We start from the raw sequence: 17,944 nt of genomic DNA on the forward strand, positions 1-17,944 counted from the left end.
ATTTGTGAACTAATGTTCCTCTTTTCGTCTAACCAACTGATATCAAACGGATTGCCTGATCCTGTTTCATCAGCCACAAAAGAACACGAGCCGCCTTGCCCCTTTGCGTTTCAAGTTTGGCGTCCACGCCCAGCAGAGCCCTTGCGTCAGACTGCGCAATGGCCATCAAACCGGCCTGCCTTTCCAAATCGGCGATACGGAACTTCGGCAGACCTGACTGCGCGGTACCGATCAGATCGCCCGCTCCACGCATTTGCAGATCCGTCTCTGAGATTCTGAACCCGTCTTCTGTTTCGCGCAGAACTTCCAGCCTTTTGCGCCCCCCTTCGCCGAGGGGTGGCTGATACATCAGCAGACATGTCGATTCTGCCTCGCCTCGCCCAACACGACCGCGAAGCTGATGCAGCTGCGCCAGGCCAAAAATCTCGGCCCTTTCGATGACCATGATCGAGGCATTTGGAACATTCACGCCAACCTCGATTACCGTGGTCGCCACCAGAACTTTGGTTTGCCCCTGCTGAAATGCCTTCATCGCTGCGTCTTTGTCGGCGGGCGGCATTTGGCCGTGAACCAGCCCCACTATCCCGTCCCCCAAAATGGCACGCAGCCTTTTGAACCGTTCCTCGGCAGCGGTCAGATCCGATACTTCGGATTCATCGACAAGCGGGCAGACCCAATAGCATTGGCGGCCCTCAGCAATAGCTTTTTGCAGATGCGAGACAACTTCTTGAATCCGTTCAGTGCTCACAACCGCTGTTTTGACAGGTTTTCGCCCCGGCGGCTTTTCATCAAGCACGGACACGTCCATGTCACCGTATTGAGTCAGGGCAAGACTGCGTGGAATAGGCGTTGCTGTCATGACCAAAACGTCCGCCCCCCTGCCTTTTTCCGACAGCTCCATGCGTTGACGGACCCCAAATCGGTGCTGTTCGTCGACGATTGCCAGCCGTAATTCCTGAAACGCGACATCGCTTTGAAATACGGCGTGAGTGCCCACCAGAATGTGAATATCACCCCGTTGAAGCGCCAACAGCTTGGCACGCCGATCCGCCCCCTTGTCGCGACCGGTCAGGATTTCCAGAACCACGCCCGCCTCTTCGGCGAGGGGGCGCAACCCTTCCAGATGCTGCTGAGCGAGTATCTCGGTAGGGGCCATCATGACGCCCTGCCCGCCCGCCTCGACCGCGACCAGCAGTGCCATGAACGCAACCAGAGTCTTGCCGGACCCAACATCCCCCTGAAGCAATCTGTTCATGCGCGTATCGGAGGCCATATCCCCGGCGATCTCTTGAATAGCGCGCTGTTGGGCGTTGGTGGGCTTGTATGGCAGGTTCGACAACACACGGGATTGCAGCTTGCCCGTACCAGCGCTGGCGATCCCCTTGACCCTGCGCTCTCGTTGGCGGGCCAATGCCAAGGTCAGTTGATGCGCGAACAGCTCATCATAGGCCAAACGCTCATGCGCTGGAGAAAAAGACGCTACATCATCCGCACCCTGCGGATTATGCGCTGCATGTACAGCGCTCAGCCAGTCTGGCCAGTTCTCTTTTGCGACCTGCGCGGGATCAATCCATTCCGTCAATTCCGGCGAGAGTGCAACCGCGCTACGCGCCGCCTTGAAGGCAGTTTTCTGGGTCAGCCCCTGGGTCAAATGATAGACAGGTTCAAACTCAGGGATATCCTTCGCATCCGCTGGCGGCAGCATGTGATCCGGGTGGACCATCTGAGCGATCCCGTCGAACAGCTCTAACTTGCCAGAAATCACCCTGCGCGCGCCCTGAGGGAGCACTTTTTGCAAGTAATCGCCGCGGGCATGAAAGAACACCAACTGAAATTCAGTCTGGCTGTCTTCAACATGGACACGATACGCACCTCCCTTGTTTCTAGGGGGGCGATGGATGCCAACGGTGACTTCTACGGTCAGCGTCGAGGGCAAATCGACGCCTTGAATGGTATCGCGCCTGCGCCGATCAATCACCGCATAAGGCAGCCCGAACAAGACGTCGCGCGGGGTCTCGACACCTGACTGCGCCAAGACCTGAGCCGTTTTCGGCCCCACGCCGTCAAGCGTTTCCAGCCGCGAAAACAGCGGGAACAGAGATTCGGGCCGACCACTCATTTGCCGTCGATCAGCTGCAACCAGCCATCTTCGTCGAGCGTCTCGATCCCAAGCTCAGCCGCCTTTTTCGCCTTTGATCCAGCGCCCGGTCCTGCAACCAAAAGATCGGTCTTTTTGCTCACTGACCCCGACACTTTAGCGCCCAGTGCCTCGGCACGTGCTTTGGCTTCGGCGCGGGTCATCTTTTCAAGCGTTCCCGTAAAAACCACTGTCTTTCCTGCAACAGGGCTGCCCGAGGTATCGGGCCGTTTCGCGTCTTGGACATCAAGCTGAGCCACAAGATCGTCGATGCTCTGCCGTTCGGCAGGTTGGGCGAAGGCTGAAACCAATGCGCGGGCCATAACCTCACCAACACCGTCAACGTTCAGCAGCTCATCCCATTCTGACCCGGTCTGACTATGCGCTATGGTAACCGCTTTTTCCAGCTCATCCCATGATCCGTAATGCGTTGCGATTAGGTTCGACGCTGCCTCGCCGACATGTCGAATGCCCAGTGCAAACAGCAACCGACCCAGTGGAATAACTCGTTTTTCATCAATCGCTTGCCACAGATTGGTGGCGCTCTGCGCCCCCCATCCCTTGCGATTAGCCAGCCTGTTCAGGTTTGCACTATCTCGTTGTTTCAGAGTAAAAATGTCAGCCGGGGTCCGAACTGGCAGATCGGGATCGTCATAGAACATCTCAATCTGCTTTGCTCCAAACCCTTCGATATCAAAGGCCTTGCGTGAGACGAAATGCTTCAATTTCTCAACGGCTTGTGCAGGGCAGATAACGCCGCCGGTACAGCGACGGACCGCGTCACCTTCCTCGCGGATCGCATCGCTGTGACATTCAGGGCATTTTTCCGGGAAGATGAACTTTTCGGCATCATCCGGACGTTTCGAAATGTCGACATCGGCAACCTTCGGGATCACATCGCCGGCGCGATAAACCTGAACCCAGTCGCCGATCCGAATGTCTTTGCCTTCGCGTATCTCGCCGCCTTTTGCGTCTTTACCAGAAATGTAATCTTCGTTGTGCAACGTTGCGTTCGACACGACCACACCGCCGACAGTAACCGGGTGCAGCCTGGCCACCGGGCTCAGCGCGCCGGTGCGGCCAACCTGAATGTCGATCGCTTCAAGACGGGTCCAGGCAAGCTCGGCCGGAAATTTATGCGCAATTGCCCAACGTGGTGTGCTGGACCGGAACCCAAGCCGTGATTGCAGCGCAAGATCGTTTACCTTGTAGACCACACCATCAATGTCATATCCAAGCGTCGCGCGCTGCAGCTCGATGCTGCGATAGTGATCCAGAATCTGCTTTGTATCCGCGCATAAACGGGTTAGCGGGTTGGTTGAAAATCCGAATTCCTTCAGGCGCTGTATGGCTTCGTATTGGGTGCTTGCCAGAGGCTCAGACAGCTCCCCCCAGGCATAAGCAAAAAACTTGAGGGGACGAGAACGGGTAATTGCGGAATCCAACTGACGAAGGGATCCTGCGGCGGCATTTCGCGGGTTGGCGAAGGTTTTTTCGCCTTTCTTGGACTGGCTCTCATTTAGACGATCAAAGTCGTCGTGAGACATATAGACCTCGCCGCGAACCTCAAGGATGTCTGGTGCGCCGGTGATTACCTGTGGAATATCCGATATGGTTAGCGCATTTGCGGTAACATTTTCCCCGACTTCTCCGTCTCCCCGCGTGGCCGCCTGGACAAGCCTACCCCTCTCATACCGAAGCGAAAGGGAGAGACCGTCGATCTTGGGCTCAGCCGTATAGCTCAAACTCGTCTCGTCATCCAACCCTAGGTATTTTCGGACGGACCGATCGAAATCAGAGACGTCTTCGTCTTGAAAAGCGTTGCCCAAAGACAGCATGCGCACGGCATGTGAAATCTTGGAGAACCCATCGGCGGGGCGGGCACCAACGATATCCGATGGGCTGTCAGATCGCTTGAGTTGCGGAAATCGCGACTCGATTTCTGAGTTTCTGAGTTTCAGCGCATCATAGTCGGCATCAGAAATCTCGGGGGCGTCTTTCTGGTGATACAATGCGTTCGCATGATGTAAAAGCCCAGCCAGCCGCGCCAGTTCATTGCGTGCCTGATCTTCCGTCAGGTCTGATACAGAAATGGAATTGCTCATGCCCTCGCCCCGTCAAATGTTCTTGGAGTTCAGTGATAGGGCGAGGGCATGGCTAGGTCCAGACGTGCTGTTCAGTGAGCGAGGGTGTCGCCCCGGACCCTTGGCGACGAAAAACTTGCGCGCCTAGGCGCCAACCGCAATGCGAGGTTCATCGACGCTGTTTTTCTGAGGATCTCGCAACACATATCCCCTGCCCCAGACGGTCTCGATATAATTTTCGCCGTCGGTGGCATTGCTAAGTTTTTTGCGCAATTTGCAGATAAAGACGTCAATGATTTTCAATTCGGGCTCATCCATTCCCCCATAGAGATGGTTAAGGAACATCTCTTTAGTCAGGGTTGTTCCCTTTCGAAGGCTCAGAAGTTCGAGCATTTGATATTCTTTGCCGGTCAGGTGAACAGCCTTGCCTTCCACTTCGACGGTTTTCGCATCCAGATTCACTGCAACGCGCCCGGTGTGGATTATGGATTGAGAATGCCCTTTTGAGCGGCGAATAATGGCGTGAATACGTGCAACCAATTCTTCTCTATGGAATGGTTTGGTCAGATAATCGTCAGCACCAAATCCGAAGCCTTTAATTTTACTTTCTGTATCGTCGGCCCCCGACAGGATCAGGATCGGCGTTTCCACCCGCGCAACCCGCAACTGGCGCAGCACTTCATGCCCGTTCATATCCGGAAGGTTGAGATCAAGGAGGATCAGGTCGTAATCGTAAAGTTTTGCGAGGTCGATCCCTTCTTCGCCTAAATCTGTCGCATATACGTTCAGATTGGCATGTGTCAGCATCAGTTCGATGCTTTTGGACGTGGTTGGATCATCCTCGACAAGAAGTATACGCATTTACTGCTCCAATTCAGCTCAATTTACCGATTAAAATCGAGCCTGCTCAAAAATGGTTAATCTGACGTTACCGTTGAATCATTTATTCACACTCTCCTTTAGGTTGTCGATATTTTTTTATCGTGGTGACCTTTAAAGCGTCCGTTCCGTGTTCTGCGACCGCAGAAACCCAGGAATTAAATTCTTCATCGCTGAGGCCATATTGGTTTTTGGCTTCTGAAAGCGTAATCAATCCGTAAAGAACGCCACGGACTACAATCGCTTTACGGGATGCCACCCAGCGGGTTGTCTCTTTTGGCGGCAGATCAGCCCGGGATAAAACCGTTCCATCCGGCAGGGTTACCGACCTGGGCCCCTCTACTTTGTGCAAATACATCTTTCGGTCCTCTTCGTGCTGCGACAAAGCTGACACCATGCTACTTAATGTGTTGTGAAACCGCCCCTTGAGAGTATCTAGAATTTTCCTATATTCTGCCGGTCTTTCTTAACCCGTACTGGAACCGTCATGGCCCTCGACACCGAGACACCGCTGAACTCTCTTGGCTTTGCCAAGCCCCCGTCTGAAACGCGGGTGGTAGTTGCCATGTCCGGAGGCGTGGACAGCTCGGTCGTGGCCGCGCATTTGGCGGATCAGGGGTATGACGTCATCGGCGTCACCCTGCAGCTGTATGACCACGGTGCTGCGCTGGCCAAAAAGGGGGCCTGCTGTGCAGGTATCGACATTCACGATGCGCGCCGCGTGGCCGAGGAACGCGGGTTTCCGCATTACGTTCTGGATTATGAGAACATCTTCAAGGACGCCGTGATCGACGAATTCGCCGACAGCTATCTGGCCGGTGCGACGCCGGTTCCCTGCATTCGCTGTAACGAACGGGTGAAATTCAAGGACCTGCTGGAAACCGCCAAGGATCTTGAGGCTGATTGCATGGCCACCGGCCATTATATTCAGCGCAAGACAGGCCCCAACGGGCCAGAGTTGCACAGCGCCGAGGATGCCAACCGCGACCAATCCTATTTCCTGTTCTCGACCACCCCGGAACAGCTGGATTTCCTGCGCTTTCCGCTGGGCCACCTGCCGTCCAAGGACGCGACGCGCGAAATGGCGGCGCAATATGGGTTGGCTGTTGCCGACAAGCCCGACAGTCAGGACATCTGTTTCGTGCCCAACGGCAACTATGCCAGCGTCATCGAAAAGCTGCGCCCCGGCGCGGCGGAACCGGGTGAGATCGTTCATGCGGATGGTCGTGTGCTGGCCCAGCATAACGGGGTAATCCACTATACCATTGGTCAGCGCCGCGGGCTTGGTATCGGAGGCCTCAGCGACCCGCTTTACGTGGTGAAGCTGGATGTCGACAAGAAACAGGTTGTGGTTGGCCCCAAAGAGATGTTGGCCACCCGCACTATTCCGGTGCGTGAGATCAACTGGCTGGGCGATGAGCCGTTTACGTCACGCGATGAATGGCACGTCCTGGTCAAGGTTCGCTCGACCCGACCCCCGCGTGAGGCCATCATCCGCCCGCTTTCGGACACTACGGCCGAAGTCGAATTGCTGACCCCGGAAGAAGGTGTGTCACCCGGTCAGGCCTGTGTTTTCTATGCGTCCGATAGCAGCCGTATCTTTGGCGGCGGCTGGATCTGGCGCGGATATTAAACTGCGTCAGTCCACGAGTTGCTGAGAATATAAAGACCAGCGCAGATCATCACGTAAGGAACAAGCATCTCAAGCTTGCGCGCGATGCGACCACTGATGAGCGGAGATTTGGCGCCCAGCAGCGCCAGCGTGGCCAATCCTACCACGGCAAGCCCTGCGCCGAAGGCTCCGGCGATCCGAAAGCCTGGCGTTGAATCCGCCAATAACGGCGCCAGAACGGCCAAAGTGTCCATCGACAGGCTGGTAAACAGTAAGGTTGTCACCAAAATTGATGCTCCGGCTTCGAGATGCGCAGGAGTGTCGACGCCCTGCCCGCGCCATTGGCGGATGGCGGCCAGACAGCCCAGTGTCAGCGGGATCATCCCCAGATACCCGGCCCAGCCCGGTATTACGCCCTCGATCCCCATGGCGAACAGCAAGGACGCCGAAATCACCAAGGCCTGTGCGAACAGAAAGCCAAAGACGGCCCGTATATCCCCTGACACCAAGATCAGCGCCACCAAGGCGGCAAGATTATCCAGATTGGTCAGTATCAATGCCAGAAAGGCCGAAAAACCAAAGAGGATGAACTCGGCCATCAGGACGGCATTCTGGCCAACACGGCCTTTGCGGCTCTGAAACCAGGGGCGTCGCCGCCACGGCCCAGGCGCTCCATTGTCAGATCCATCGCGTTGCGCTGCGCGTCAGGTTTCAGGGCGACCTCTCGTAGCGCTACGGCAATCTTGTCCGGCAGGCAGTCATCCAGCAGGCATTCCGGGATGGAACGCGTTTCCGAGACAAGATTGACCAATGTAACCGTGTCCAGATTGACCATACGTACTGCCAGTTTCTGGGTCAGCCAGCTGAGGCGGTAGGCAATCACCATGGGTGTTGCTTGAGCTGCAAGTTCAAGCGACACGGTACCCGATGCCGCCAGAGCAAGGTCCGCTGCGGCAAAGGCTGCGCGTTTCTGCTGAACCGCCTCTTCGGTCGGAACATTGCGCGGGTCGATCACGACGGGATTGCCTGGCCATGTCTGCAGATGTTCGGTTACGGCCTCGACCATATGCGCAACCGCCGGAACAATAACCCGCGTACCCGGCCGGTCGGCTACGAACTGCCCCAAGGCCTGACCGAATACAGGGGCCAGACGGTCAACCTCACCCTTGCGCGACCCCGGCAAGGCAAGAACCAGCGGAGCTTCCCCAAGATCATAGGCGGCGCGAAACTCCTGGATATCGCGATCAGACGCGATGGGTTCGCTTGCAACCGGATGGCCAACAAAATCACATTCCATCCCGGCGCGTTCCATATAGGGCGGCTCAAACGGAAGCAACGCCAGCACATGGTCGATGACCTTGGCCATCTTATCCGCACGCCCCGGTCGCCAGGCCCAAACGCTGGGGGCCACATAGTGGACGGTTCGAGTATCGCTTGCTGCTTTGACCAACTTGGCAACGCGCAACGAGAAGTCCGGACTGTCGATGGTGATCAATACGTCAGGTTTGGTGTCCAGAACGGCCTGCGCTGTCTCAGATATCCGGCGCTTGAGGTGAAAGAATTTTGGCAATACCTCGATCAAGCCCATCACTGACAATTCGGACATCGGAAAGCGGCTGTTCAGACCCTGGGCCTGCATCAATGGTCCGCCGACCCCGTCGAATGTAACATCTGGGACAAGGGCACGTAGCCCTTCCATCAACGCGCCGCCCAATCGATCGCCCGAAGGTTCGCCGGCGACCAGAAACACCCGCATCAGTTGGTTCGCTCACGCACATAAAGGAACAAACCCAGGCGATCGCACTCAGCAATTACACGTTGTCGCTGCAATACAAGCACCCCGCCCTTTTCGATCACGATCCCGGACAAACCAGCTGCGACGGCGCTGGAAATGGTTTCAGGTCCAATAGCTGGCAGATCCGCGCGAAAGTCCTGATCAGGCTTTGGACCCTTGAAAAGCACCCCACCCCCCGCATCGGGCCGTTGAGTCAGAGACTCGAGCATCCATGCGGTGCCAAAAATTCCTTCGATCGCCAAAGCCTGCCCTTTGGAAACTGCACAGGCCTGGCCGATATCAGCTGCCCCCATGGCACGCAGGATACTGGATGCCCGATCCGCATCTGCGCGATCCGCGTCTGAGGGCTGTGCTTCTGTCAAACAACCAAGCGGAGGCAGCAGTTCAGGCGCAATCTCATGCGCGGCACGGACATTCAGGCCTGAGTTTTCGAATATCCCAATGACAGCCCGTAATGCGCCGTCATCGCCGGATTGAATCGCCTGCACCAGAATAGGCACCAACGGCATCGTCGCGGCATCAATGCGCGACGGGTCAACGGCGGGACGTTTAACCGCTCCGGCCATACAGATTTCAGTTACGCCACGGGTTTTGAGATCCGCGATGAATGATCCAAGCTGTTCCAGCGGGAAAACGATGTCAGCAGACAGAGTATCCGGGGCAAAGCCTTCCATCGCGCAGATCAAGGGCCATTCAGCCAGACAGGAAACCACTTCGTCCGGCAACACACCTGTTCCCGCGATCAGTGCCAACATGATGTTACTTCCTCGGTGTCAGAAAGGACCGATCCGAATCGCCGGTTACGAAATTGACGATTTCGCGGACATATTCGCTTTCGGCATCTTCACCCAAGCGCTTGGCGCGGTCCATAAAAGTTCCGTCACCATCGGACAATTCGCGAAACGCTGCGCGTAAAGCTGAAATATCAGCCCGTGCGACTCCGCGCCGTTTGAGGCCAACAAGATTCAGGCCGTCCAGCTCGCCGCGAGGCGCTTGAACAAGCCCATAAGGAATCACGTCGTTGGGCACCATCGTCAGCGCGCCGATAATCGCCCCTCGGCCCACACGAACCCATTGATGCAAACCCGAAATCCCACCGACGATAACATCGTCTTCGATAATGCAATGTCCCGCGGCACCAGAATGGTTCACCATGATCACGCGATTGCCAATCTGAACGTCGTGAGCCACGTGAACACCAGCCATCAGCAAACAGTCATCGCCAATCCGGGTTACACCGCCACCGCCGTCTGTTCCAGAATTCACTGTTACATGTTCACGGATACGGTTTCGTTTGCCAATTTCCAGCCGCGTATCTTCACCGCCGAACTTAAGGTCTTGCGGGATTTCACCGATGACCGAAAAATTGAAGATTATGGTGTCTTCATCCACCTCGGTGTCACCAGTAACAACAACATGCGATTTCAGTTCTACCCGGTCTTTCAACCGCACCCTTGAACCAACAAAACAAAAAGGGCCGATGACACAGCCCTCTCCGATCTGAGCACCGTCTTCGATGATTGCGCTAGGGTGAATGCCACTCATGTTGTCTTTTCCATGTCCCAATCAACATAGGCTGAGAACTCAGCTTCGGCTGCGACCTCTCCATCAACCGTGGCCCTGCCAGAGAACTTGAAAATCTTGCCACCCTTCTTGCCGCGCACAGTTTCAACATGCATCTCGAGCACGTCACCGGGCACGACTTTGCGGCGGAACTTGCACTTGTCGATATTCATGAAATAGATCAACAAGTCGCTGTCGATGACATCCATCCCAACGCCAAGCATAACACCTGCGGTCTGCGCCATTGCTTCAACAATGGTCACACCAGGCATGATCGGTGTACCAGGAAAATGGCCCTGGAAATGCGGCTCGTTCATAGTGACGTTCTTGATGCCGACCGCTGACTGATAGCCTGAAATCTCGACCACCTTGTCGACCAGCAGAAACGGATAGCGGTGCGGCAATATCCGTTGAATCAGCTGAATGTCGGCGCTTTTGGTGTCCGTGCTCATAGTTCTGATATCCTGTTCTGGATTTCTCTTTTCAATGTGGTTAGCAACACCGCGACCCGAGGGCAAGCAAACCTATTCGCCTGTACCTTCGTCAAGTGTTGTTCCATCACCAATGGCTGTATCAATTCGGGTGATGGCGGCATCTGTCACATCGGACAGATCCGAACTGAGAAACACGCTGGAGCGTTGAATAATGACCGAGGCGCCAGATTCGCGCAAAAGATCGATCAATACTGGGCGGGCGAGTTCAAAAAACATCTGTTGTGCATCTTCACTGCGACGAGCAAGGGCATCAAGCTTGGCGCGCTGCCCTTCTCGGTGGTTCTGAACCTTTCTGTCGAACGCCTCTGCGAGGGGACGAAATTCTTCAGCAGACAGAGAGGTGCGCTTTTCGGTGAGGTCCTTCTCCTCCGCGCTGAGCTCTGCAACGATCCGCTCGTTCTCAGCAGCCAGCAGAGTCCCCTCTGCTTCGATCTCACTGAGAATGCGACGTCCAAACGCCGAGTCAGAAAACAGCCGTTCGCTGGAGATTGTCAGGACGCTGGCTTGTGTCACGCCAAGCTGCTGTCCGGTAACCGGTCCTGCCAGGGTTAAGGTCAGAAAAAGACACAGGGCCCGAATGGGGCCCTGCATATAGGTTTGAAGACTACCTCGCATCCGAGATCAGAACCTCGCCTGAATGGTCAGGTCGAAATTCTGTTCCTTGTCAAAGTCCTCTTTCTTGAGCGCTTGCGAAAAGTTAAAGCGCAGTGGGCCAAACGGTGTTTCCCATAGGACTGCAACACCCAGAACATGACGGATAGACCCATCCGCACCAACAATGTTGGCACCCGAAGTGTTTACATCGTCGATATTGTACAGGTTACCGAAATCATAGAACACGCCTCCACGCAGGCCCAATTCTTCGGGCAGGCCCAGAGGAAAGTCCGACTCCAGACGCGCGACCCAATAGTAATTCCCGCCGATAGCGTCATCCTGACCATTTGACAGATCCCGTGGCCCCAAACCCGCTGGCTCGAACCCGCGGAATTTATTGGGGCCCAACACAAAGCGATCCAACGTCCGGCTGAAATCGTTGCCAGTCCAGTGCATTGCACCCATTTCAAGCGATGCACGAAGAACGACTTCTTCACTCAGAACGCGTGTTTGGGCAATCCCGCGTGCGCTGGTTTTGTAGAACTTGTTGTCCCCACCCAGCCCAGCGGCATCCAGGCCAACCTCAAACAAAACACCGGCATTGGGGTTAAGCCCACCAAGGCGGCTGTCATATACATAGGACACACCCAGAGAACTGGTCGTGCGTTCACCCTGATCAATCTCAGAGGCGATGACCGCGCCGTTTGCCTCGTTGTCCTGCTGCTTCATCTCGCTGTTTTCCCAGGCATAGCGTACGCGCAACGAAGACAGCTCTCCGATCGCATAGCTCAACTGAGGGTTAAAGAACACACGCTCGGTGTTATAGCTGGCAAAACTGGAGTCGGTCGACGCCAAACCCAGACCAAGATCAAAGCGAAGCTTGCGGCCCAAAAGATAGGGTTCGGTGAAATTCAGGGAGTACTCTTCTGAATCCTGTGCGGTCGAAATCGTAACCCCGACGGTCTGTCCACGGCCTAGAAAGTTTGACTCACTTAGGCCGATCGCAATGCCGAAACCGTCAGAGATCGAGTAGCTACCACCGAGGCTGAGCGAGCCTGTTGGCTGTTCTTCGACGTCGACATCCACGATCACTTGGCTGGGCGTCGAACCCTCGCGCGGTTCAACATCAGCGACGGCGAAATAGCCCAATGCCCGGATACGTTCAGCCGCCTGCCGGATTTCACGCGGGTTGAAAGGATCACCCTCGACGGTGTCGAATTGACGACGGATCACGCGGTCAAGCGTGGTGGTGTTGCCCTCGATGTCGATACGCTCGACAAAGATACGCGGTCCTTTGGTCAGAACGAATTCAACATCCAGCGTCAGATCACGTGCATTGCGCGTGACGCGCGGCTCAACCCGCAGAAAGTCCACCCCTTGCCGAATGCCCAAACGCTCTTGCCTGGCGATAGAGTTTTCGACCAGTGAAGGAGAATAGGTGACACCCGGCTTGACCTTGAGTGCGGCCTGATATTCGGCCGCATCCACACCGGGTATTTCGCTCACGGTGGTGATCTTGCCGAATGAGAATTTCTGACCTTCGGTTACATTCATCACCAGGAAAAACGCGTCGCGCTCACGCGTGAATTCAACATTGGCGCTGTTGACGCGGAAATCGACATAGCCACGCGACAAGTAGAAATCACGGATGACTTGTTTGTCGAACTCGATCCGGTCAGCGATAAAAGTATCGCCCCGCAGGAACGTACGCAGGAAATTGGCTTGCTTGGTTTCAAGCACACGGCGCAGACGCCGGTCGGAATAGGCCCGGTTGCCAACAAAGCTTACGCGCTCAACCTCGATCGTCGTACCTTCGGAGATTTCAAAAACGAGGTCTACCCGATTGTCGCTGCGGCGGATGATTCTGGGGATGACGGTTGCTGCAACACGTCCTTGAGCCAAATAGATTTCGGCAATCATGTCTGCGTCAGCTTCAGCGACCTGAGGTGTAAAGACCCGGCGGGGCTGAGACGAAACGGCATTGAGCAACAGCTCATCCTTAAGCCTCTTGTTACCCTCGATGCTGATCTGGTTGATCGTAGGATATTCCTGAACTTTGATGACCAAAGTGCTGCCACGAGGGGTCAAATCGACTGTTTCAAAAACACCACTGTCAAGCAGCCGTTGGAAGGCATCGTTGAGTTGTCCAGCTGTCACCGTCTGCCCAGGTTCGATTCCCGAACGTGCAATGATTGTCGATGTCTCGATGCGCCTATTCCCCTCTACTTCGAACGAGTTGATGGTGTAGCTTTGCGCCTGAGCAGCCTGCGGCAGTGACAGCAAACTAACTGTGGCAAATAAGAAAAAGAATGTTAGGGCCTGCCACAAAATCTTGTTTACCGGCTTTTGCCCCCCGCAGGATGTGCCTGCGCCTCGCCTGTCGGTCATATTTTTCTCTACCCAGAATTTTAAGACTTTAAAGCTGAGTAACGGGATTGTCTGGCCTTGTCAAAAGCCGAAAAACAGAAAGCGGCCCATTGGGCCGCTGTTCAGCAAATAAAAAGAAAGGAACAGAATCACATGGTGATCAGATAAGCGCATCCACCCATAGCCAACGCAGTCGCGCCGAAAAACAAGATCGAGTCCCAGTTCAGCGCAAGCAGGAAGCTAAAGCTGCGATATGATTTTTTGATAGCATTCGCCATGATCGCCTCTGACAGACAAAATTATGAAACGAACACATCCTATGAGGGAATTGGGGCGGAATTGCGACTAGATTGTGCAAGCTCCGCCCAAATCAACAGAACAGGTCATTTGAGACGGAAAACAGCATCAGAGCCAGAATGATTGACACTCCGATGCCCATCAAAATCCGCAGCGCTTTGTCGCTGGGTGGTTTCCCCGAGATGGCCTCATATGCGTAAAATACCAAGTGTCCTCCATCCAAAGCCGGAATCGGAAACAGGTTCAGCAAACCGACAGCAGTTGACAGAACGGCGATAAAGAAGATGAAGTTCTGCGCTCCCTGGCTGGCCATCGCACCCGAGGTTTCGGCGATTCCGATCGGGCCGGACATGTTGCAGGTGCTGATCGCTCCGGTCACCATGTGCCAGATACCTGAAAGAGACCCGTCAATAATTCGCAATGTTTGTCGCACACCGCCGCCAAGAGATGTCAGGATGCCCGCCCTTTCGGTTGCAGGTTCTAGCATCATGCCGCCGACGATCCCGATCCTCCAATGCGTTACAAAACCACCATCAGACTGCGGCTCATCCGTGCGGCGTGGAGCCAGGGCAAACTCCAGTTCCGCTCCGTCACGCCAGACATTCAACAGCAGTGGCCGCCCATCAGAGCTTTCCACATGGTCCTTGAGCTGTTCAAAGGCATAAACCGGGTCACCATTAACCGCTGTTATGACATCCCCCTGTGCCAGGCTGATATCCATTGCTGCGCTGCGCGGAACAACCTGTTGAATCAGGGGGGGGAACAGCCAAGGTGCGGAAACGTCTAATGTGTCACCGTCACGAAGAACTGTGTAATCAAGAACGGGGTCAACGGGCAAAGAGTCTACGAACTCGCTCCACGATCCTTCTTGTTCGAAATCTGGCAGGTCAATACCTGCAATCGCGAGGATTTCATCACCTTCACGCAGCTCTTGAATTGTCCCCGGCAGAGGATGCAGTGACCCAACGGTCAGAGGGTCTCTGGTTGCGCCTTGCGTAAAGAAAATTAGGGCAAAGACCAGTATCGACATTGCGAAATTAAAGATTGGCCCTGCCGCAACAGTTGCCGTCCTGGCCCAAAGTGGCGCGCCATGCATTGTGCGGCGCAGCTCCTCCGGGCTTTGCTCAGAAATTTCAGACATAGCCGCTTCATCTTTGCCGGATGCGGCATTGGCGTCACCCAAAAACTTGACATACCCGCCGAATGGAAGCGCTGCGATCTGCCAGCGCGTTCCTCTTTTGTCGATACGGCTCCAGAGTACGGGACCGAAACCGATTGAGAACACTTCGGCGTAGATGCCGGACCAACGGCCAACGATGTAATGCCCGTATTCATGTACGGCTACGATGGCGGATAACGCGATCACAAAGGCGAATATGGTGTAAATCAAATTGCCGAACTGTGGGATCAGTGAGAGTACGTCCAATTTATTTTCCTGCTCGTTGCGCAACGGCGTTATCGACCCATATACGTGCCAGATGGTCGGTTTGCAGCACGTTATCAAGGGTCATTGGGGCGTCAATATGGTTGTCTTGTGCATCGAAACGATCCAAGACGGCGGCCACGATGTCTGCCATATCAAGAAAACCAATGCGACCTGCAATGAAATGGTCGAGTGCACATTCTTTGGCTCCGTTGAAAACCGCTCCGGACAGCCCGCCCCGCTCCATGACGTCGCGCGCTAACCGCAAAGCCGGATATCGGTTTTCGTCTGGTTCCTGAAATCGCAACTGTCCCAGCTTTGCAAGGTTCAGCCTTTCGACCGGAAGGGTCTGACGTTTTGGCCAATTCAGGGCATATCCGATCGCGTGGCGCATATCTGGCGCGCCCATATGGGCCATAACCGCTCCATCGTTAAACCCGACCATCGCATGAACGATGGATTCCGGATGCACAATCACTTCGATCATATCCGGGGATATTCCGAAGAATTCGCGTGTTTCGATCACCTCGAGCGCCTTGTTAAACATCGAAGCGCTATCAATCGTGATCCGCTGCCCCATATTCCAGTTCGGGTGGCTCGATGCCTGCTCAACCGTGGCCGAGGCCAATTTGCTCAGTGGCCAATCCCGGAAGGCGCCGCCGCTGGCAGTGATGATGATACGCTCGACCGATGCCATATCTTCACCGACCAGAGCCTGAAAAACGGCAGAATGTTCGCTGTCCACCGGTAGCAATCGGGCATTGTGCTTTCGGGCAGTATCCAGAACCAAAGAACCCGCGCAGACAAGCGTTTCTTTATTCGCCAAAGCCAGCGTCGCGCCCTGTTCAAGCGCCGTCAGCCCTGGTTGCAACCCCGCAGCCCCAACGATGGCAGACATGACCCAGTCAGCCGGTCGCGCCGCAGCTTCGGCCAGAGCATTCGCCCCGGCGGCGACCTCGACATCAGAACCGGCCAAGGCCACTCGCAGGTCCTCAAGCCGGTCTGGATGGGCTGTAATCGCGATATCCGCCTTCAAACGTTTGGCGTCACGCGCAAGTTGTTCGATATTGGCTCCACCGGTCAGGGCGACAACATCATACGCTGATGGATTTCGGTCAATCAGATCTATCGTGTTTTGCCCGATAGAACCCGTCGCGCCAAAAACAGAGATTTTGCGCATCACATGGCTCCGGGGGAATAAATCAACCCCACAAGCAGAACGAACAGAGCGGCCCCCATCATCCCATCGAATCGATCAAGGAAGCCGCCATGGCCGGGAATCAGGTTCGAACTGTCCTTGACGCCGAATTTTCGTTTGGCCGCGCTTTCGACAATATCGCCGGCCTGGCTGGCCATTGACGCCAGAACCGAGATCACGATGAACCAAGTTCCGAAGCCGCCGTAAGCCGCAAAGGCTAAGCCAACAATGGCAGCCGCTACCCAGCCTCCTGCTGTTCCCGACCACGTCTTTTTCGGGCTGACTCGTGGCCAGAATTTGGGTCCACCCAATGCCTTTCCGACAAAATACCCGGCGACATCCGTGGCGACGACGACCGATATCAGCCAGACCATCCAAACAAATCCCATATTCGTCCGGATTGAGATAAAGCCCAGTCCCGCGGCCGCGATCCACAGCGCAAATAGGGTATAGATACCCCGGTACCGGCTGACCTGCCCTGCCCCGACCAGCGCCGGAGCAAGCAAGAAGGGAAGTTTATAGAGTGCCGGAAGATGGTAACTCAGCACCACCGCAAAACCGGTCAATATGGCAAGCTGGATCGCAACAGCTTTCCTGCCCGGGTCGATCATACGGACCAGTTCCCAGGTCATCAGCCCGCAAGCAATGGAAATGAAGGCTTCGAACCACAGACCGCCCAGCCAGACCTCGACAGCGCCAACGGCAACAAGGACACCCGCCGACAATACGCGGGCAGTCAGGTCGGACCAGCGCCCGTCACTCATGCCGGTACAGCTCCGAACCGTCGGTCGCGGCTGCCATAGCTCCGGCACAGGCGCTCAAGCTCTGCCGCAGTGAAGTCTGGCCAGAGCGTGTCGATGAATTCGTATTCCGAATAGGCGGATTGCCATAGCAGAAAATTGGAAATACGCGCCTCGCCGCTGGTTCGGATCACCAGATCAGGATCGGGAAGAACATGTGTGTCCAGATATTTCGGCAGCGTTTCTTCGTCTACATCATCAGGATGCAAGCGCCCGTCAGCGACATCCTGGGCCAGACGTTTGGTAGCCCGCGCGACTTCATCCCGACCGCCATAGTTCAACGCAATGGTAAGGTGAACCAGATCATTTCCCTCGGTCTCGGCCTCAAGCGTATCCATCAATTCGATCAGTTTGGCATCCAACCTGACCCTGTCACCGATGAAACGCACCCGAACACCCGAGTCTCGGAGCGTCCGGGTTTCCTTGATAATATAGCGCCGAAACAAGCTCATCAGACCGGCAACTTCGACCTGAGTGCGTTTCCAGTTCTCGGTCGAAAACGCAAAAACAGTCAGATACTTAATACCGAGCCTTGGGCAGGCCTCGACCACATCGCGCACACGTCTTGCCCCGGCGTGGTGGCCAAACAGGCGAGGTCGCCCGCGGGCCTGCGCCCAGCGACCATTGCCATCCATGATGATCGCGACATGCTGGGGCCCTCTTTCGGGCATGGTATGCGAGGAAGAGGGCATCACCCGGTC

At 55.5% G+C, this 17,944-nt stretch carries 17 protein-coding genes; 1 reads left to right on the plus strand and 16 read right to left on the minus strand.

Going from position 1 to position 17,944, the window contains the following annotated elements; translation table 11 throughout:
• Positions 1–28: 28 nt before the first annotated feature.
• From recG to sciP, 4 genes are all read right to left on the minus strand, one after another.
• A complete protein-coding gene (gene recG / locus AC2FHX_RS03520; protein WP_496700261.1) occupies positions 29–2,119 on the minus strand; it encodes an ATP-dependent DNA helicase RecG in 2,091 nt (696 codons plus the stop codon).
• Entirely contained in the window at positions 2,116–4,242 is a 2,127-nt protein-coding gene (gene ligA, locus AC2FHX_RS03525) for an NAD-dependent DNA ligase LigA (protein ID WP_496700260.1), read from the minus strand. The genes recG and ligA overlap by 4 nt, the downstream gene beginning before the upstream one ends.
• 123 nt (positions 4,243–4,365) lie before the next feature.
• Positions 4,366–5,082 carry a response regulator transcription factor CtrA gene (gene ctrA, locus AC2FHX_RS03530; RefSeq protein WP_496691262.1) on the minus strand — a complete coding sequence of 239 codons (717 nt, stop codon included), beginning with the start codon at positions 5,080–5,082 and terminating at the stop codon, positions 4,366–4,368.
• 82 nt (positions 5,083–5,164) lie between these two features.
• On the minus strand, positions 5,165–5,458 hold the full coding sequence (gene sciP, locus AC2FHX_RS03535) for a CtrA inhibitor SciP (protein WP_281994636.1): 294 nt from the start codon (positions 5,456–5,458) through the stop codon (positions 5,165–5,167).
• A 129-nt stretch (positions 5,459–5,587) separates the two neighbouring features.
• Here sciP and mnmA point away from each other — a divergent pair, with 129 nt between their 5' ends.
• On the plus strand, positions 5,588–6,733 hold the full coding sequence (gene mnmA / locus AC2FHX_RS03540) for a tRNA 2-thiouridine(34) synthase MnmA (RefSeq protein WP_142633898.1): 1,146 nt from the start codon (positions 5,588–5,590) through the stop codon (positions 6,731–6,733).
• Here mnmA and AC2FHX_RS03545 read toward each other — a convergent pair.
• The 12 genes from AC2FHX_RS03545 to uppS all read right to left on the minus strand — a co-directional run bounded on the left by AC2FHX_RS03545 (position 6,730) and on the right by uppS (position 17,935).
• The gene (locus AC2FHX_RS03545; RefSeq protein ID WP_496691263.1) at positions 6,730–7,311 is read right to left on the minus strand and encodes a hypothetical protein; all 582 of its coding nucleotides are present in this window, start codon (positions 7,309–7,311) and stop codon (positions 6,730–6,732) included. The two genes, mnmA and AC2FHX_RS03545, sit on opposite strands and share 4 nt — an antisense overlap.
• Complete coding sequence (lpxB, locus tag AC2FHX_RS03550) at positions 7,311–8,468, minus strand: lipid-A-disaccharide synthase (protein WP_496700259.1); 1,158 nt, start codon at positions 8,466–8,468, stop codon at positions 7,311–7,313. Before lpxB ends, AC2FHX_RS03545 begins: the two co-directional genes overlap by 1 nt.
• Positions 8,468–9,262 carry an LpxI family protein gene (locus tag AC2FHX_RS03555; RefSeq protein WP_496700258.1) on the minus strand — a complete coding sequence of 265 codons (795 nt, stop codon included), beginning with the start codon at positions 9,260–9,262 and terminating at the stop codon, positions 8,468–8,470. The genes lpxB and AC2FHX_RS03555 overlap by 1 nt, the downstream gene beginning before the upstream one ends.
• A 4-nt stretch (positions 9,263–9,266) precedes the next feature.
• A complete protein-coding gene (gene lpxA, locus AC2FHX_RS03560; RefSeq protein ID WP_271947043.1) occupies positions 9,267–10,052 on the minus strand; it encodes an acyl-ACP--UDP-N-acetylglucosamine O-acyltransferase in 786 nt (261 codons plus the stop codon).
• A complete protein-coding gene (gene fabZ, locus AC2FHX_RS03565) occupies positions 10,049–10,522 on the minus strand; it encodes a 3-hydroxyacyl-ACP dehydratase FabZ (RefSeq protein ID WP_496691266.1) in 474 nt (157 codons plus the stop codon). The genes lpxA and fabZ overlap by 4 nt, the downstream gene beginning before the upstream one ends.
• Before the next feature lie 72 nt (positions 10,523–10,594).
• Complete coding sequence (locus tag AC2FHX_RS03570) at positions 10,595–11,077, minus strand: OmpH family outer membrane protein (RefSeq protein ID WP_496700257.1); 483 nt, start codon at positions 11,075–11,077, stop codon at positions 10,595–10,597.
• A gap of 108 nt (positions 11,078–11,185) precedes the next feature.
• Positions 11,186–13,546, minus strand: a complete 2,361-nt coding sequence (gene bamA / locus AC2FHX_RS03575) for an outer membrane protein assembly factor BamA (RefSeq protein WP_281972129.1) — start codon at positions 13,544–13,546, stop codon at positions 11,186–11,188.
• A gap of 128 nt (positions 13,547–13,674) precedes the next feature.
• Positions 13,675–13,803 (minus strand): hypothetical protein, encoded by a 129-nt coding sequence (locus AC2FHX_RS03580; RefSeq protein WP_271947040.1) that lies wholly within the window; start codon positions 13,801–13,803, stop codon positions 13,675–13,677.
• 92 nt (positions 13,804–13,895) lie between these two features.
• Positions 13,896–15,248, minus strand: a complete 1,353-nt coding sequence (gene rseP, locus AC2FHX_RS03585; RefSeq protein WP_271947039.1) for an RIP metalloprotease RseP — start codon at positions 15,246–15,248, stop codon at positions 13,896–13,898.
• A 1-nt stretch (position 15,249) separates the two neighbouring features.
• Positions 15,250–16,425, minus strand: a complete 1,176-nt coding sequence (dxr, locus tag AC2FHX_RS03590) for a 1-deoxy-D-xylulose-5-phosphate reductoisomerase (RefSeq protein ID WP_496700256.1) — start codon at positions 16,423–16,425, stop codon at positions 15,250–15,252.
• A complete protein-coding gene (locus AC2FHX_RS03595) occupies positions 16,425–17,207 on the minus strand; it encodes a phosphatidate cytidylyltransferase (protein WP_281972132.1) in 783 nt (260 codons plus the stop codon). The genes dxr and AC2FHX_RS03595 overlap by 1 nt, the downstream gene beginning before the upstream one ends.
• Positions 17,204–17,935: an undecaprenyl pyrophosphate synthase gene (gene uppS / locus AC2FHX_RS03600; protein ID WP_271947031.1), complete on the minus strand. Its 732-nt coding sequence runs from the start codon at positions 17,933–17,935 to the stop codon at positions 17,204–17,206. The genes AC2FHX_RS03595 and uppS overlap by 4 nt, the downstream gene beginning before the upstream one ends.
• Positions 17,936–17,944: the final 9 nt, after the last annotated feature.

The organism is Ruegeria sp. CDSC042, from assembly GCF_059610745.1.

Excerpts from the sequence above, each read along its gene's own strand:
- recG (WP_496700261.1), bottom strand. The coding sequence starts at position 2,119 with ATGAGTGGTCGGCCCGAATCTCTGTTCCCGCTGTTTTCGCGGCTGGAA.
- ligA (WP_496700260.1), bottom strand. The coding sequence starts at position 4,242 with ATGAGCAATTCCATTTCTGTATCAGACCTGACGGAAGATCAGGCACGC.
- ctrA (WP_496691262.1), bottom strand. The coding sequence starts at position 5,082 with ATGCGTATACTTCTTGTCGAGGATGATCCAACCACGTCCAAAAGCATC.
- sciP (WP_281994636.1), bottom strand. The coding sequence starts at position 5,458 with ATGTATTTGCACAAAGTAGAGGGGCCCAGGTCGGTAACCCTGCCGGAT.
- mnmA (WP_142633898.1), top strand. The coding sequence starts at position 5,588 with ATGGCCCTCGACACCGAGACACCGCTGAACTCTCTTGGCTTTGCCAAG.
- AC2FHX_RS03545 (WP_496691263.1), bottom strand. The coding sequence starts at position 7,311 with ATGGCCGAGTTCATCCTCTTTGGTTTTTCGGCCTTTCTGGCATTGATA.
- lpxB (WP_496700259.1), bottom strand. The coding sequence starts at position 8,468 with ATGCGGGTGTTTCTGGTCGCCGGCGAACCTTCGGGCGATCGATTGGGC.
- AC2FHX_RS03555 (WP_496700258.1), bottom strand. The coding sequence starts at position 9,262 with ATGTTGGCACTGATCGCGGGAACAGGTGTGTTGCCGGACGAAGTGGTT.
- lpxA (WP_271947043.1), bottom strand. The coding sequence starts at position 10,052 with ATGAGTGGCATTCACCCTAGCGCAATCATCGAAGACGGTGCTCAGATC.
- fabZ (WP_496691266.1), bottom strand. The coding sequence starts at position 10,522 with ATGAGCACGGACACCAAAAGCGCCGACATTCAGCTGATTCAACGGATA.
- bamA (WP_281972129.1), bottom strand. The coding sequence starts at position 13,546 with ATGACCGACAGGCGAGGCGCAGGCACATCCTGCGGGGGGCAAAAGCCG.
- AC2FHX_RS03580 (WP_271947040.1), bottom strand. The coding sequence starts at position 13,803 with ATGGCGAATGCTATCAAAAAATCATATCGCAGCTTTAGCTTCCTGCTT.
- dxr (WP_496700256.1), bottom strand. The coding sequence starts at position 16,425 with ATGCGCAAAATCTCTGTTTTTGGCGCGACGGGTTCTATCGGGCAAAAC.
- AC2FHX_RS03595 (WP_281972132.1), bottom strand. The coding sequence starts at position 17,207 with ATGAGTGACGGGCGCTGGTCCGACCTGACTGCCCGCGTATTGTCGGCG.
- uppS (WP_271947031.1), bottom strand. The coding sequence starts at position 17,935 with ATGCCCTCTTCCTCGCATACCATGCCCGAAAGAGGGCCCCAGCATGTC.